The organism is Dokdonella sp. (assembly GCF_044227025.1).
Lineage (GTDB): Bacteria > Pseudomonadota > Gammaproteobacteria > Xanthomonadales > Rhodanobacteraceae > Dokdonella_A.
Genome location: NZ_JBGAFX010000004.1, coordinates 48056 through 63428, shown reverse-complemented (window position 1 = coordinate 63428; position 15373 = coordinate 48056). Strand labels below are relative to the sequence as shown.

Here is a 15373-nt window from a genome sequence, read left to right as displayed (position 1 = left end):
GAAGCCGCGATGCTCTCGTTGGGGAAAAGCATCGCGGCTTCCGCCGCTCCCACAAAAATACTGATGCCGCGCCCTGCTTTCGTTTCGAAAAGGCGCCTGATCCCGTTGTCTTCGCGGCATCGAAGGGCAGATCGCCCTCCGCATGGCCACACCGGGGCTGATTACCTCAGCGCATGTGCAACGCGAAACCCGGTGTCGTTCCGGCGGCTGTCCAGTGGCAACGCGGAGGTTCGTCGCGCGGAACGCAGGTCGATGCCGTAGTCATCCCACGAGCCGCCGCGCGCGCGATGCGTTTTGCATGCGTCATTCCTCGCGGGGCGGCCGTCGGGTGAAAGGTGATCGTAGGCGCCGGCGATATGGCAGTCCTCGACCCACTCCCAGGCATTGCCGGTCATGTCGTACAGGCCGAATGCGTTGGGTCGCAGTTGTCCCACGGGGCGCGTGAAGCCGGCGCCGTCGGCGCATTCGATGATGTGCGAGCCGGGCTCCCCGTCCTTTTGCGCCTGGGCGAGGGCCTGAGCCCAGGCCGGCAACGCCTGCAGCAGGCTGCGATCGCCGCCGTTGGCGTAGGCGCACGAATCCTGTTCCGCGTTGCCCCAGTAGTACGCGGTAGTGGTGCCGGCGCGCGCCGCGTATTCCCACTCGGCTTCGTACAGCAGGCGATAGGGTTGGCCCGTGCGCGACGCGAGCCAGTCGGCGTAGTCGCGCGCATCCTGCCAGGTGATGCAGACGACCGGGTGATGCGGCCCTTGTGCGAACCCGGGTGACTGCCAGGAGGCCGAAGGTGCACGATCCCAAGTACCGTCGGAGCCATCGCCGTGCGTGTCGCAGCCGGCGGGCATCGCGCGCTTCGTCGCCTTCACGAAGGCGGCGAACTGGCCGACCGTGACCTCCGTCTCGCTGACGGCGAAGGCGGGCATCGACAACCGACGTTGCGGCCCTTCGTTCGTGTGGCGACCGGGTTCGTCGTCGGGCGACCCGATCAGGAACGTGCCGCCGGGGATGCTGCGCATGCGTGGGGAATCCTGCGCCGCGAGCGCCGGCCGCGGGACCCATCCACCTGCGAACGCGGCGAGCAACATGGCGAGCACGAGGGTGTTTGTCCGGGCTTGCAGCATGACGCACGACTCCAGCATGGGAGGAAGGCAGGGCAGAGGTTCACTATGTGGATGCACTCGAAGAAACCCTCTGGCCGCGGTATCGACCGCCCGATGCGCGCGTTGCTTTCAATGGCGGCGTCATCACGTTTGGTCGGCGCCTCATTGCATCAACGGAGGCCGGTGCGGCAGGCGACCGCCCTGTGGGAGCGGCGGAAGCCGCGATGCTCTCGTTGGGAAAAAGCATCGCGGCTTCCGCCGCTCCCACAAAAAGCCATTGCAGCGCGTAGGATGGGACGCAGCCGCGCAGCGGCGAGTCCCACCGCACATCGTGCGGGGCGACGTTCGGTGGCTTGCAGGCACGCGTTTCGCATCAGCCGTTGTCCCGCGTGCTTCGTCCCGCCCTGCGCGACCACGCCACGCGACGGCTAGTCGAACCCGTTGGCAAAGATGAGATCGCTCGCGCCGCCGCTGACCGTCGCCACGCCATAGCCCGCGAGCGTGAACGTGAGTTGCGCGGCGATCGGTTGCAGCGTCGATGCCTGCCACAGCGATCCGTCGCTGCTGCGCACGAGGTCGTAGGTGCTGGCAACGGTTCCGGGCAGGTTGATCGTGATCGACTGCGTCGATGCGTTGCCGTTGAGGATCACCCAGGTGAGGCTGCCGTTCGCGGGATTCACGTATGCGCTTGCGACGACGTCGGTGCTGCCGGTGACGGTGACGGGTGCGCGGCGGCTGCCGGGGCGGATGGTGCGCGAGTAGTGCTTCAGCGCGACGTACTTCGGCGAGTTTGCCTGCAGGGTGTTGTCGGTGAGGGTCTGATCGGCGACGGCGCTGCCGTCGCTCATCTGCCAGTACACCCACGCGCTCTGTTCGCCCGCGACGAGCGCCTGGTGCACGCGCAGCGCGAGGCCGAACGCGCCTTGGCCGGGAAAGCCGGACGCGGGCGCGCGCCATGCGGTCTGTTCGCCCGAGGTCTCGGTCATCCACGACAGCTTTCCGTGGCTGGCGTAGCCGGCGACATTGGCGGGAATTCCGGGCGAGGGACTGGTGGTCCAGCCGTTCTTCCACCACAGCCATTGCTGCGGCGTCGCGTCGGCCGCGCTCGCGCCGTCGGCGGCGTAGCCGTGGATCGCATAGAGCGCGACCGCGCTTTCGGCCGCCGGATCCTGCGCCATGTGCGAAAGGTATTGCAGGTTCTTGTGGACCGGGCCGCCGTATTCCCACATGCCGTGGGCGTCGCCGCCGAGCAGGTCTTCCGGGCCGATGATGCGGATCGACGCGAGGTCGGGATACGCGTCGAGTTCCGCGCGCACGCGCTTGAGTGCGGCGATGTACTGCGAGGACAGCGGGTAGAACGCGCTGTTGTAGAACGTCTCGAAGTTGAGTTCGTTCTGGATGCTGATCGCGTAGAGGTGCACGCCGTAGCGGTTCTGGAATCCGCGCAGGTACGCCGCGGTCGAACGCGCGAACTGGGTGAGCGCGCTGGTCGGGCCGGTGCCGTCGTTGAACACCGCGAGCGGCGTGTCGGAGGTGTCGAGCATGCCGCCCGAGAAATTGCCGGCCCAGATGAACGGCCATGCGCTGCCGCCGACCGGCAGCGGATAGCCGGCCGCACCGATCGTGTTGCCGGACGACACCTTGAGCCACGGCGCCGGCGACCAGATCGACCCGATGAGCTTGAAGTCGCCGAGTGCTGCAGCGTGCGACTGGCCGAGTTGCGCGAGCGTGCCAGCGACGTGCGGCATGCCCGATTCGAAATCGAACAGGCCGATGTTGGTGTCGATGTTCGGACCCATCACCGCGATCGGCGCATTGCGTCCGGCGAACAGGCGCGAGTAGTCGTTCGGCCCGGTGTAGGTGCGCACGTTGTTGCCGTCCGGGCCCGGCAATGACGGGCTGTTGTGGAACCACGGCGAGTTGTAGGTGAAGTCCGAATACGGTGCGCGGAACGTCGGCACCAGGTCCATGCGCTCGATCGTGAAGCGCGCGTCGTCGAAGTACAGCGACTGGAACCACGGCTGCGTTGCATCGTCGCCCGAAAGGCAGGTACCGAAACCGTCGATGCGCTGCCGCAGGTCCGACGGGCCGATCGATGTCGTCAGCGTGACGGCGCCGGCCGACACGGAACACAGCGCAGCGAGCGTGCCTGCGAGCAGCCTTTTCATCGACGGTCTCCGGTTGGCCGAGCCGGATTGATGCTAACGGGCAGGCCGTCGCGTCATCGCGACGGGGGTCACAGGTGGGGTATTGGAACGGAGTGCCTTCGCCTGCGGCTTGACCCCTTAGGACCGTTCATCAAATATGTCTCGCGATACTCAGGCTCCAGATCAAAGGCGCGCGTCGCATGCACGAAGTCGAGAAATGGTCTTCCGGAGATTTCGACCGCATGTCATGGCACGACGTCCATGTGCATGGTTTTCGGCTGGTCGAGAACGAGGGAGGCAGTGGCTCCGCCGAGCTCTTCCTGGATATCGATTACATCCTTGAATGGCGCAAGGCCGAGAGCGGATTCGAATTCGTCGTGGCGCAGGCAACCCTGCAGTTCCATGAGGTGTTCGGTCTCAAGTTCGTTCTCGACTACGCGACGCCGACCGCCGGCATGTGCGCCTTCTCCCTCGATGGCATCCAGCGCGAGCAGGTCACCTATCCAACCGGCTACACGTCTTTCCACTGGCGGCTCGGCATCAACTGGCCGAACGGCTGCATGGAGTTCAGGTCGCCCGGTTTTTCACAGTGGCTCACGGGTCCGAGGTACACCCAGTCCACCCAGTCGCTGGATGCGTCCCGGCGCAATGTCGCGACATCCAAATGATCATTCATTAACCGATGTCCTTCCAAATGACGCCGGACGTCAAGGGTCTTCTAGTCCTCGGGGGCTTGTTGCTGGCAATCGGTGCAGTGATTCTGGTGTTCGTTCTCTTCGTATATCGCCGTTTGCGGCCGCGCTCGCGCGACACCCATCGCATCCAGGTCACCCGCCTCGGTGTTTTCTTCGGTGTTGCACAAGCTGTCGCGATGTTTTCGATCATTGGTTGGGGCACATTCCACCCGGAAACGTTTTTGGGGAAGGTTGTGGCGCACCATGGCGGGGCGTTTGCGATCATCCTCCTTGTCAGCATCGTCGGGCAGTTCATCTGCGTCGCTCTCGCTCGCGCAGGTGTAGTCTTTTTCTACCGCTCGCAAGAGCGTGGCTGACCCTGGAAGGCCGCCACGATCCAAGTCGGCTTGTCGAAACCCGCGTTGCCCGTTCGTCATCCTGAAGGAAGTATCCGACCGTCCGTCACCCGGCATGCAGGAGGTCCCCATGTGCAGGAACATCAAGACTCTCTACAACTTCGCGCCGCCGGCGACGAACGACGAGATCCATGCCTCGGCGTTGCAGTTCGTGCGCAAGCTGAGCGGCTTCAACACGCCGTCCAGGATGAACGAGGCCGCGTTCAACCGCGCCGTGGAGCAGGTCACTGCGGCGGCAAGCACGCTGATCGGTTCGCTCGTGACGCTGAGTCCGCCGAGGGATCGTGAAACGGAGCGGCTGAAACTCGCGGCCTTGTCGGCGAAGCGGTTCGGGCGCGGATGAGGTCTGGCCGCCGCGGCCGATGCCTGCGGACACCGTGGGGCGGGGCGGGCCGGATTCTGTAGGAGCGACTTCAGTCGCGATGCTTTTTCGACCGTCAGGGAGAGCATCGCGGCTTCCGCCGCTCCCACAGAGACCACCGAATCCGCAAAGCGGTCGCAGGAGCGACTTCAGTCGCGATGTCTGGAACAGGGCGAGAGAGCATCGCGGCTGAAGCGGCTGCTACACCACCGCACCTTGCATCGCTGTCACATGTCGCTGCAGGAGCGCACCCTGTGCGCGACTGGGATTGGAGAGACGCCGCGGGCACGCGGGTCGCCCACAGGGTGGGCTCCTACCGGTCTTCCGCTTCGGCGAGGCTCCAGCACAACGCGAGCAGCGACATGCCGACCATCGCGAGCAGCATGATGATCGCCGATGACGTCAATTGGCCCGCGATCCATGCGCGCCAACCCGTCGACAGCACGGGTGACGATACGAGGCTCGACCAGCACGTGAGTGCTCCCGCCGCGATGCCGAGCCACAGCGGCCAGCCGATGCGACGCGGGCGTGGCGGCAGTCGCGCCATCACGCGCGCGCTGAAGCCGTCGTCGGGCACGGGGCCATCGAATCCCTTGCGCAGCAGTGCTTCGATCGGATCGTCGTGTTGCGTGTTCATCGGATTGCCTCCTCGTCGGCGCCGGTGTGCCACGGCGCCAGCCATGTCTTCAGTTTCGCCTTGCCGCGCAACGCATGTGTCTTCACGGTACCAAGCGGCATCGCCAGCACATACGCGGTCTCGTCGTGGCTGAGGCCGAGTTGCACGCAATGCAGGAGTACCGTCTGTTCGGCCGCGGACAGGCGACGCATCGCCTGTTCGACATCCATCTGCAGGTCGACCGCGGGCAACGGTGCGGGCAGCTGGTCCGCCGCCTCGTCGCCGTCCTCGTCGAGCGACCACGACCGCTTGCGGCGCGCCTGCAGGAAGCAGGCGTAGGCGATGCGGTAGAGCCAGGTCGAAAAACGCGCCTCGCCGCGGAACTGGTCGAGCTTGCGCCATGCGAGCACGAAGGTTTCCTGGGCGAGGTCGTCGGCCGTCGCCGCGTCGCCGTGCAGCAGGCGACGCAGCTGCGCGCGCACGAGCCCCTGGTGGCGACGCACCAGCTGTTCGAACGGCTGGTGGTCGCCGGTCAGCAGGGCGCGCGCGACCAGTGCCTGGTCGACGCGCGCCTCGGCGGCTCCGTCATGCACGTGGCTGCTCGCGCTGGTTCAACCACCAGCTCGCGAGGTAGCCGAGGCCGATCATCAGCGGCAGCAGGCCGAGGCCCCACAGGCTGCCGATCGACTGGCCGTCGTCGACGTGGCCCGGCAGCACGAGCAGCGTCACCATGAGCCCGAGGCCGGCGCTGACGAGCACGAGGCCGCGGCGCCGTTCGCTGTAGGCGAGCTCCGGTTCGACCAGCAACTGCGGCGGCAATGCGACACCCTTGTCGGCCAGTTGCAGCAGCATCTGATAGCGCGCCTGCGTGCGGCGGGTGCGGTAGTGCATGAGGATCAGCGCGACGAGGATCGGGGCCGACATCACGACGAGCGGGATGACGAGAAGTGCGGTTTCCATGAACGTGCTCCGGGTGTGCGTGTGGGTGCTGCTGGGGATGAATCGTAAGCCGTGCGAGGGATCAGGGTTTCGCGCCGTCCGCGGCGAGCAGGTCGGCGATGTGCTCGGCGAGCATCCATGACCGGCCGGGGCCTTCGTTGCTGGTCACCGCGACCGTTGCGCCGGTTTCCCAGACCATCTGCAGGTTCGCATCGGTGCCCTGGATGCCGCCCGCGTGGCCGCGGATGTGGCGCTCGTGCGAAAGGCGATCGCCGAAGCCCGCGGCGTAGTTGCCGGGGCCGGCCGGCACCGCATCGTCGAACATCTTCGCGAGCGTTGCAGGCTTGACCAGCTTGCCGTCGCGCAATGCGCCGGCGAAATGCAGGAGGTCGGTGTTGTTGGCGTATCCGCCGCCGGCGGGGCTGCCCTTGAAGCCGGTCTTCAGCCAGTCGGCCTTCCATTCGGTGGCGAATACGCCGTCATGGAAGTAGCCGACCGCGAGCTTCGGCGTGATGTCCTCGATGCGGTCGTAGCCGCTCGCGGTCATGCCGGCGGGTGCGAACACGTGGCGCTGGATGTAGTCGAAGTAGCCTTCGTGCGAGACGTTCTCGATGATGCGGCCGAGCAGGACGTAGCCCGCGTTGCTGTAGATCGAATCCTTGCCCGGCTCACCGGCCTTGGGCTGGCGCGCGATGAGGTCGAGGTAGTCGGCCGGATTGACGAACGTCTCCTGGTGCTCGAAGAACTCCGGCACGAAGAAATCGCCGAGGCCGGCCGTGTGGTGCAGCAGTTGCCACACGGTGATGTTCTTCGCCGCCGCGTGGTCGGGGTATTCGGGCACGAGCGCGTCGAGCGTCGCATTCCACGACAACTTGCCGGCCTCGACGAGCTGGGCGATCGCCACCGCGGTGAACATCTTGCCGATGGAGCCGACGTGGAAGCGCGTCTGGTGGTCGACCGCGACGCCGAAGCGGCGTTCGGCAAGGCCGCGGCAGGTGTCGACCACGGTCTCGTTGCGATCCACGACCGTTACGCAGCCGGAGAAATCCGACGTGCGCACCATCTGGTCGAGCGTCGTGTCGACGAGTTGCTTGAGCGCCTCATGCGATACCGCCGCCTTCGGCCATGCGGCATACAGCGTCGGATCGTCCAGCGGAAACATGCCTGCCTGCGCGAGCTGATCGGCATGCGCGGGATCCGCCGCGAGCACGAGCACCGCGCGGCGGCCGCCGCGATGCGCCTGAATGGCGACCTGGAGCATGCCGGGCATGTGCGGGTCGCTGCGCACGTCGATCACGTCGACGCCACCGCTGTCGCGCGCGGCTGATACGAGATCCTTGAGGAAATCCGCCTTGTCGCTCGCCGGGATCGCGGACGACAACACCGTCAACGCCCAGGTACGCACCTGCTCCGGATTGCCGGTGTTGACGCGACGGATGAGCTCGCCGCCGAGCTTGCCGACGGGCGTGGCGTCGGAGAGGGTCGCGGGCGCAGCGAGCGCAGCGGAAGAGAACAGCAGGGTTGCGATCGCGAGCATCGGGCGGACGAGGCCTGCGCGGATACGCGGCATCGCAATCGGGGTGGGACGGGTCATCGGTGCACTCCAGTGGGGTCGGAAGCCTTGCGGGACCGCGGTCGCAGCGGTCGTCGCAGGCATGGATGCGCCGATGGGGCCGGCTGGATTCAGCGGGTGCCGATGTTTTCGGCGTGGGCACGCTCCTGATAGGGTGCGGTGGACAGTGCAGGGCGAGCCCGTGTCGCTGCCGCACGTATCTCGCCGATCCGGGTGGCGACGAGGCGAACGCGCGCATGCGCGAGAAGCAGCTCGGCGCGCATCGCGTCGCGTCGACGGTGGTGTGCTGCCGGTTGCTGGAGTCGGCGTGGAAGCTCGAGGTGGAAGCGATCGCGGCGGCGTGATGCGGCAGGGCGAGCACGCGTCAAGACGCGTGCGGCGATGCCGGCACGCGCCGATGACCTTGGTGCGCTACCTGCTGGCGTCGATGTCGTCGTCAGCCATCGAGTAAGGATCCCGGCGGTTCAAAATCGTCGTCGAACAGCCGATCGAGTTCGTACGCGCCGATGTCGACCACGCCGCCGCCGACGCGCGGCGCGTCGAGCAGGTCGGTGCTGCCGACGCCCGGGTCCGCGCCGTTGTCGCCCATGTTGGCCAGTGGCGAGTCGGCGGCAAGCGGCACGTCGACGCAGAGCGCGCCGCAGTTGCCGAACAGTGGATCGACCGACAGGTTGCCGGAGGCGTTGGCGCCCGGGAGCGAGGTGTGCGTGCCGATGTCGTTGTGGTACAGGCGATGGCGTTCGCCTTGCAGCATGTAGAGGTCGAAACCGGCGCCATCGTTGCCCCAGATGATGTTGTTGCTGAACTCGACGTGCGAAGCGGCGGTGCCGGCGTTGGAATACACGATGAACCCGGTGTTGCTGCCGACGTAGGTATTGTTCGTGATCGTGTTGTTGACCACGTAGGCATCGCCCGTGATGTTGAGCGCGAATGCGACGGTGCCGTCGCTCACGTTGCCGTTGAACAGGCTGTTGCGCAGCGTGAAGGTGCCCCAGCCGGACACGGAGAGTCCGCCCGCGGACGTTTCGCCGTGCCCGAGCAGGAAGCGCGAGGCTTCGACGCGCACGTCGGCGCCGCCGCCCTGGTCGTACATCACGATGGTGAGGTTGGCGCCGCCGCCGACGAACACGCCCGCGGCGCCGCGCATGAGGGTGAGGTGGTCGATCACGACGAGGTCCGCTCCGCCGAGGTCGAGCATCATCACGCGTTGCGCATTCTGCGCATCGAGCAGCGTCATGCCGGTGCGCATCGAGCAGGTGCTGTTGTAGCCACCGCTGATGATGACCGGCAACTGGTCCGCGCCGGCGCCCTGGCTCGAATAATGGAGGGCGTCGCTCAGCGCATACACGCCGGCCCGCACCTTGATGAAGTCCGCTTCACCGTTGGACTCGGCTGCATCGAGCGCCGCCTGCAGTTGCGTCGGCGTGGCGACGCAGTACGTGACGGTAGCCGATGCGGGCACGGCGGTGCACGACAGCAGCAGGCAGAGCAGGCGGCGGAAGCGGGTCATCGGTCGTCCGGATACACCGGGACAGGGTCGGTGCCTGCCATGAGGAACACCGTGGAAGGAGCGGGCGAACAAATCCTGCAGCGCGGACCGAAGTCGCTCCCACAGGCGCGCGGGAGCATTGCGACTGAAGTCGCTCCTACAAAGCAGGGGGAGCGCCGCCTTTGCTTCCTGTAGGAGCGGCTTCAGCCGCGATGCTTTGCAGTTTGTAGGGTGGGCTCAAGCCCACCATTTCGCGCGTCGCGGATCAAAGAGCCGGTGGGCCGGGGCCCACCCTTACGACGGCGACGTTGCCGGGTCGGCTGGGGAATCGCTTGCGGCGCGCACGCGGTCCCTGCCGTCGTGCTTGGCCTGGTACAGCGCCTGGTCGGCGTTGCGCAGCAGGCGATGCGCGTCGGCGGAACTGCACAGCCGTGCGCTGGCGACGCCGGCGCTGATCGTGACGCGTTGGGTGAGGTCCGAGCCCGGGATCGGGACGTCGAAAGCGGCGATCGCGCGCCGGAAGCGCTCGGCGAGCGCGACGCCGGCGGCGAGGTCGGCGTCGGGCAGCAGGCAGGCGAATTCCTCGCCGCCGTAGCGCGCAAGCAGCGCGCCGGGCGGCGCGCACGCGCGCATCACGCTGGCCACGCGACGCAGGGCTTCGTCGCCGGCGGGGTGGCCGTAGCGGTCGTTGTAGTCCTTGAAATAGTCGACGTCGACGTAGATCAGCGCGGCGCGCGCGCCACCGTCCGCATGCGGCCCGTGTTCGAGCGTCTCGAGCAGGCGGCGGCGATTGGCGAGGCCGGTGAGTGCGTCGACGTAGGACAGTTCCAGCAGGCGTGCATTGGCGTCGGCGAGTTCGTGCGTGCGCTGGTCGACGCGCGATTCGAGCGCCTGGCGCTGCATGTGCAACGCATGCGTGCGCCAGCGCACGATCGCGTAGCCGAGCAGCAGCAGCGCGATCGCGCCGGCCGCGCGCGCCCACGTCTGCTGCCACCAGCGCGCCGCCATCTCGATCGGCAACTGGATCGGCGTGCTGAGATTGCCGGCATAGTCGCGTGCTTCGATGCGCAGCACGTAGTGCCCCGGTGGGAGCGCGTTGAACGTGCGCGTGTTCTGCGCGGTCCACTCGCCGGGTCTGGCTTCGTAGCCGAGCAGCTGGGTGCGGAAGCGCGATTCGCCTTCGCGCTGCCACGACAGCAGCGCGAATTCGATGCGCACTTCGTGCGTCGACGGGTCCACGTGGACGGTGCCGCCGTCGACGCGGTGGTCGTCGATGTACGCGCCGATCAGCTTGAGCGCCTTCGGCGATTCGTCGCGCGCGGCGCGCTGCGGGTCGTACACGATCAGGCCGCCGAGGGTGCCGGTCCAGTAGCGGTCGTGCGCGTCGATGAACTGCCCGTTCGTGTTGCATTCGTCGTGGATCATGCCGTCCGTGCGCGTGAACACGCGCGACGCGTAGCCGCCCTCGATCGGCGTCAGTTGTTGCACGCCGTTGTTGGTGCAGACGTAGATGCGCCCCTGCGAATCGCTCAGCGCGCTGTACGCGTTCGGATCGGGTGGCGGCGGCAGGTCCGCCGGCAGCACGCGCGGATGTTGCGGATCGGACAGGTCGGCGCGCGCGATGCCGCTGTTCGACGTGCCCATCCACAGGATCGGCCGCCCTTGCGCATCGGCGATCAGCGTCGCGTCGATCAGTTCGAGGTCGGGCAATCCGGCATCGCGGCCGAACAGCGTCCAGGTTTCGCGATCGAAGCGCGCGAGGCCCTGGTTGGTGGTCGCCCATATCCACGAGTGACCCTGCGCGTCGATCTGCTCGACCAGCGTGCCGATGCGCGACGGTTCGACCGCGCCGCCCGCGCGGATCGCGCTCCACTGGCCGTCGCGCAGGCGATACGCACCGGATTGGCGCGTGCCGACCCATTGCTCGTAGCGGCCTTCGACCGTGCGCGTCAGCAGTGCGGTCACGCTTTCGCCGGGACTCTTGTTCCACGGCGTGTCGATCGTCTCGAACACCGGGCCTTCGCGTACGCGCAGCAGGTATCCCTCGCGCTGGCCGACCCACAACGTACGCTCGCCGTGCTCGTCCGCCGCGGCCTTGATCAGCCGCACGGTCGGCACCGGCAGTGCTCCGTTCGCCGCGGTGAAGGTGCGCCAGCGACCCTGCTCGTACAAGCCGATGCCGTCGTCGCTCGCACCGACCCACAGGCGTTCCTGGCCGTGGCCATCCGGTTCCACCAGCACGGAGAACACGCCGGTCGCGTGCGCGCCCATCAACGAGGCGGTGAGCCAGCCGTTGGCGCCGATGATCGTGCGCGAGACGCCCGCTTCGGTCGCGAGCCACAGCACTTCGTCGCCGTTCGGGCTGCGCCATGCGCTGAGGCCGCGCACGACGTCGGATGGCAGGCCGTGGCGGCGGTCGAACGCCTGCGCGTGGTCGCCGTTGATGCGCACGAGGCCGGAGCGTGACGACACCCAGATCGCGTGGTCGCCGTTCGGCAGCGGTGTCCGCGCGATGTCGTAGACGTCGTTGGTCGGCAGTTCGCCGCCTTCCTTGCTCCAGTGGCGCAGGCCCTCGTCGCTGAGCCGCCACACACCTGCACCGAACACCGAAATCCACAGGGCCTCGTGCCCGCCTTGTCCGGTCGCGAGCAGGTATTCGACCTGCGCCGGGTCGAAGCCGGGCGCGCGAAACCGTTGCCAGGCGGACTGCACGCCTGGACGGCGCTCGCGAAACCACAGTCCGTCGTTGCCGCTGCCGACCCATTGGCGTTCATATCGGCCGATGCTGAAAGTCTGCGCCATCGACAGGATCGCGCCCTGCGGCAGCTGCGCGTTGTCAGGATCGAGCATCCAGCGACCGTCACGGCGCAGCATCACGCCCTGGTCCCAGGTGACTGCCCACAACGTGGCGGAGCCATCGGCTTCGCGCATCTGCGCAAAGCGGCGGATCTGCTGCGAGGGCAGGCCGCTGCGCCGGTCCTCGACGTGCCAGCGCGTGCCGTCGTAGTGCGCCAGGCCATCGTCGCGGAACGCGGCCCACAGCGTGCCTTGCGCATCGAGCGCAAGGCTGTCGGCCGGATGCGCCATCGAGGCGTCGCCGCTCGGCTCCCAGCGGCGACCGTCGTAGCGGAACACGCCCGCGGGCGAAGCGAGCCAGACGAAACCCTCGCGATCGGTTGCGGTGGCAACCGTGACCGTCTCGGGCACGCCGTCTCGCGGCGAGAAATTCGTGAAGGACGGGGCACCGAGATCGAACAGGTCGAGCGCTTGCGGCGCCGCAGGTGGCGCAGGTTCCGCCGCGAACGACGAGCCGATCAGGCACAGCAACGACACGACGGTGGTGGAGATCTTCAGCATGACCGGCGCGTCCTGCACGAATTGTGCCGGACTTGCGTGCCCGGGCGAGAGGAGGGCATCGCGGCTTCCGCCACTCCCACAGGAGGGCCCGCGCGCTCGTTGCCTCTCGGCGCCTGCTCGGCGGTGCGGAGGATGCCGGGCCCTTGCGGGAGCGGCGGACGCCGCGACGTCCTGTTGCTGCGGGATGCGTGCGATGCCCGTGTAATCGCCTGCGCGTTTGCGCGAAGTCTTCGGGTACGCACGCGCCACTGGATGTGCGTGCGTACCGTCGCGCAGGCGGACGGCGATTCCTTGCCTGCAGTGAACGCCGCGAGGCGAATCCGCCCGTGCAGGGCCATTGGAAGCTGACATCGCAAGGAGAAGGTCATGAGTCCCCTCGGTTCATCGCGCACGCGCGCGACGTCTTCGTTCCCGCTTGTCCTGGTCGGAGCCTGCGGCCTGGTCGCGTTCTTCGCATCGAACGCGATCGCCGCGCCACCCACGCCACCGCCCACGCAGCCGCAGGCCGCGAGCGCGACCCGCGGCGTGGTCAAGCGACCGCAGATCGCGAAGACGCAGGTCGCCTGGCGCAAGTCGTTGCTGCAGCTCGAGCGTCCTGCCGAAGGTTGCTACGAATCCTCGTTCCCGCGCGTGGAGTGGCGTCCGATCGCCTGCGGTGAAGCGCCGACGTACCCGATGCCGCCCGCGCGCGGCATCGCCAAGCATTTCGTGGTCGGCGGTGGCGGCAGCAACGATTTCGCGGCGAATCCAACCGGAACGATCAGCGCGGTCGAAGGCACGTTCCCGAGCATCAGTGGCGGGCTCACCGAGAGCGGCCCGATCGGCAACAGTGGAGGGAACATCGCCAATACCTACACGCTGCAGATCAACACCAACCAGTTCGCGAGTTCGGCCTGCGCCGGCAGCCCGAATCCGGACTGCAAGGGCTGGGAGCAGTTCGTGTACGAGAACAACAACGTCTCGCACCGCGCGTTCATCCAGTACTGGCTGATCCGCTTCAACACGACCTGTCCCGCCGGCGGCTGGCAGCAGTTCAGTTTCAGCGGCGACACCGACATCTACTGCTTCCGCAGCACCACGACCGCGTCGCTGCCCGCGGGCGTTGCGGTCAGCGACTTCGGCACGTTGTCGATGGGCGCCGCAGTGACGAGCAGCAGCGACCAGGTCACCGTGACCGCCGGTGCCAACGCGGTCACGCGCGTCGGCATCAATGCGGTCGCAGCCGCGGCCGGCTGGACCGACGCCGAGTTCAACGTGTTCGGCGACGGCGGCAATTCCTCCGGCGGCGGGCAGGCCGGCTTTGGCGCGAACTCGAGCATGGTCGTCAAGACGACGGTGCACAACGGCACGCGCAACGCGCCCGCGTGCCAGGCGGAGAGTTTCACCGGCGAGACCAACAACCTCACGCTGGTCGGCATGAATCCGATCCCGACGCAGGCAGCGCCCGCGATCGAATTCACGCAGAGCAACATCCCGGGAACACCCGCGGCCTGCGTGACCGCGGACGGCGTCGGCGACACGCACCTCAATACCTTCGGCGGACTGCTGTACGACTTCCAGGCCTCCGGCGACTTCGTGCTCGCCGAAACCGGCAAGGACTTCGTCGTGCAGGCACGCCAGGTGTCCGGTGCGCCGACGTGGCCGAATGCGACCGTCAACAAGGCGGTCGCGACGCGCATGGGCGACACGCGCGTCGCGGTATGCACCGCGCCGGCGCGCATCGCCGTCGATGGCGACGCGCGGGAGATCGGTGACAACCAGGTGCTGTCGCTGCCGAGCGGCGTCGACATCCAGCGCGTCGGCAACGTCTACGTGATCATCGACCAGAAGGGCAATTCGTTGCGCGCGGTCGTCAGCGACTCGCATATCGACGCGACCGTCGGGCTCGGCCGCTGGCCGACCGAGGTGCATGGCCTGCTCGCGAACGGCAAGGGCAAGGTCAACCAGATCGAGGCGCGCGACGGTGCGATGTTCAACAGCCCGTTCGCGTTCAATGACCTTTACCATCGCTTCGGCGACAGCTGGCGCGTGTCGCCGCGCGAGTCGGTGTTGTCGGCCTGTGGCGAGCCGGGTGAACGTGGCATCCCGGACCGTCCGTTCTACAGCAAGGACCTCGACCCGCAGCTCGCCCGCCACGCGCGCGCGGTCTGCATGGAGCAGGGCGTGAAGGATCGCAACCTGCTCGAAGCCTGCACGCTCGATGTCGCCGTCATCGGCAAGGACGACGCGGCCAAGGTGTTCGTCAACCTGCGCAAGCCGATCGCGATCGGGCGCGTGAAGCCGCCGCGTGGTGGCAAGTACGACGACCCCGGTCGCGCGAAGTAGGCACAGTTGCCGAGGCGCCCGGTGCTCCTTCCGGGGAGCATCGGGCCTGATCGCGCGAGGACGTCATGCGGTCATCCGTGGCGTGGCAGGAAGACGAGGGGAGTGTCTTCGCATGCCAGGAGCATGCGAGGTGCTTCGTTTGGAATCGGTGAGCCATCCGGGCTCCCGCCGGAAAATGCTCGTGCATGCTTCGATGGGAACTGCGGAGCCATCCAGGCACCCGCCGGAAAATGCTCGTGCATGCTTCGATGGGAACTGCGGAGCCATCCAGGCACCCGCCGAAAAATGCTCGTGCATGCTTCGATGGGAACGGCGGAGCCATCCAGGCACCCGCCGGAAAATGCTCCTGCGTGCTTCGATGGGAACTGCGGAGCCATCC

Annotated in this window: 12 protein-coding genes; 4 read left to right on the top strand and 8 right to left on the bottom strand. The window is 67.3% G+C overall.

The features are described 5' to 3' along the window. Positions 1-161 precede the first annotated feature (161 nt). Together ACILRJ_RS10645 and ACILRJ_RS10640 are read right to left on the bottom strand one after the other, a co-directional pair. Complete coding sequence (locus tag ACILRJ_RS10645) at positions 162-1013, bottom strand: formylglycine-generating enzyme family protein (RefSeq protein ID WP_395683164.1); 852 nt, start codon at positions 1011-1013, stop codon at positions 162-164. Positions 1014-1525: 512 nt separating this feature from the next. Further along, positions 1526-3265, bottom strand: a complete 1740-nt coding sequence (locus ACILRJ_RS10640) for a glycoside hydrolase family 30 beta sandwich domain-containing protein (RefSeq protein WP_395683163.1) — start codon at positions 3263-3265, stop codon at positions 1526-1528. A 179-nt stretch (positions 3266-3444) separates the two neighbouring features. On the opposite strand from ACILRJ_RS10640, the gene ACILRJ_RS10635 reads away from it, so the two are divergent. The 3 genes from ACILRJ_RS10635 (at position 3445) to ACILRJ_RS10625 (ending at position 4677) form a co-directional block, all read left to right on the top strand. Then, positions 3445-3912, top strand: a complete 468-nt coding sequence (locus ACILRJ_RS10635) for a hypothetical protein (protein ID WP_395683162.1) — start codon at positions 3445-3447, stop codon at positions 3910-3912. A gap of 26 nt (positions 3913-3938) precedes the next feature. Beyond that, complete coding sequence (locus tag ACILRJ_RS10630) at positions 3939-4295, top strand: hypothetical protein (protein ID WP_395683161.1); 357 nt, start codon at positions 3939-3941, stop codon at positions 4293-4295. 109 nt (positions 4296-4404) lie between these two features. After that, positions 4405-4677, top strand: a complete 273-nt coding sequence (locus tag ACILRJ_RS10625; RefSeq protein ID WP_395683160.1) for a DUF2277 domain-containing protein — start codon at positions 4405-4407, stop codon at positions 4675-4677. A gap of 331 nt (positions 4678-5008) precedes the next feature. On the opposite strand, the gene ACILRJ_RS10620 is transcribed toward ACILRJ_RS10625, so the two are convergent. The 6 genes from ACILRJ_RS10620 to ACILRJ_RS10595 all read right to left on the bottom strand — a co-directional run bounded on the left by ACILRJ_RS10620 (position 5009) and on the right by ACILRJ_RS10595 (position 12669). Next, a complete protein-coding gene (locus ACILRJ_RS10620; protein WP_395683159.1) occupies positions 5009-5332 on the bottom strand; it encodes a hypothetical protein in 324 nt (107 codons plus the stop codon). Continuing rightward, positions 5329-5904, bottom strand: coding sequence for an RNA polymerase sigma factor (locus ACILRJ_RS10615; protein ID WP_395683158.1), 576 nt, complete (start codon positions 5902-5904; stop codon positions 5329-5331). The genes ACILRJ_RS10620 and ACILRJ_RS10615 overlap by 4 nt, the downstream gene beginning before the upstream one ends. Continuing rightward, positions 5897-6271: a DUF6249 domain-containing protein gene (locus tag ACILRJ_RS10610; protein ID WP_395683157.1), complete on the bottom strand. Its 375-nt coding sequence runs from the start codon at positions 6269-6271 to the stop codon at positions 5897-5899. The genes ACILRJ_RS10615 and ACILRJ_RS10610 overlap by 8 nt, the downstream gene beginning before the upstream one ends. A 61-nt stretch (positions 6272-6332) precedes the next feature. Continuing rightward, entirely contained in the window at positions 6333-7844 is a 1512-nt protein-coding gene (locus ACILRJ_RS10605; protein WP_395683156.1) for a serine hydrolase domain-containing protein, read from the bottom strand. A 415-nt stretch (positions 7845-8259) separates the two neighbouring features. After that, the gene (locus ACILRJ_RS10600) at positions 8260-9333 is read right to left on the bottom strand and encodes a right-handed parallel beta-helix repeat-containing protein (protein ID WP_395683155.1); all 1074 of its coding nucleotides are present in this window, start codon (positions 9331-9333) and stop codon (positions 8260-8262) included. Between the two features lie 273 nt (positions 9334-9606). Further along, a complete protein-coding gene (locus ACILRJ_RS10595) occupies positions 9607-12669 on the bottom strand; it encodes a diguanylate cyclase domain-containing protein (RefSeq protein WP_395683154.1) in 3063 nt (1020 codons plus the stop codon). 366 nt (positions 12670-13035) lie between these two features. On the opposite strand from ACILRJ_RS10595, the gene ACILRJ_RS10590 reads away from it, so the two are divergent. Further along, positions 13036-14994, top strand: a complete 1959-nt coding sequence (locus tag ACILRJ_RS10590) for a hypothetical protein (RefSeq protein ID WP_395683153.1) — start codon at positions 13036-13038, stop codon at positions 14992-14994. The last annotated feature ends 379 nt before the right edge of the window (positions 14995-15373 follow it).

Bases quoted from the DNA above. Each gene is read 5' to 3' on its own strand.
- ACILRJ_RS10645 (WP_395683164.1), bottom strand. From the start codon at position 1,013: ATGCGCAGCATCCCCGGCGGCACGTTCCTGATCGGGTCGCCCGACGAC.
- ACILRJ_RS10620 (WP_395683159.1), bottom strand. From the start codon at position 5,332: ATGAACACGCAACACGACGATCCGATCGAAGCACTGCTGCGCAAGGGA.
- ACILRJ_RS10630 (WP_395683161.1), top strand. From the start codon at position 3,939: ATGACGCCGGACGTCAAGGGTCTTCTAGTCCTCGGGGGCTTGTTGCTG.
- ACILRJ_RS10600 (WP_395683155.1), bottom strand. From the start codon at position 9,333: ATGACCCGCTTCCGCCGCCTGCTCTGCCTGCTGCTGTCGTGCACCGCC.
- ACILRJ_RS10625 (WP_395683160.1), top strand. From the start codon at position 4,405: ATGTGCAGGAACATCAAGACTCTCTACAACTTCGCGCCGCCGGCGACG.
- ACILRJ_RS10595 (WP_395683154.1), bottom strand. From the start codon at position 12,669: ATGCTGAAGATCTCCACCACCGTCGTGTCGTTGCTGTGCCTGATCGGC.
- ACILRJ_RS10590 (WP_395683153.1), top strand. From the start codon at position 13,036: ATGAGTCCCCTCGGTTCATCGCGCACGCGCGCGACGTCTTCGTTCCCG.
- ACILRJ_RS10605 (WP_395683156.1), bottom strand. From the start codon at position 7,844: ATGACCCGTCCCACCCCGATTGCGATGCCGCGTATCCGCGCAGGCCTC.
- ACILRJ_RS10635 (WP_395683162.1), top strand. From the start codon at position 3,445: ATGCACGAAGTCGAGAAATGGTCTTCCGGAGATTTCGACCGCATGTCA.
- ACILRJ_RS10640 (WP_395683163.1), bottom strand. From the start codon at position 3,265: ATGAAAAGGCTGCTCGCAGGCACGCTCGCTGCGCTGTGTTCCGTGTCG.
- ACILRJ_RS10610 (WP_395683157.1), bottom strand. From the start codon at position 6,271: ATGGAAACCGCACTTCTCGTCATCCCGCTCGTCGTGATGTCGGCCCCG.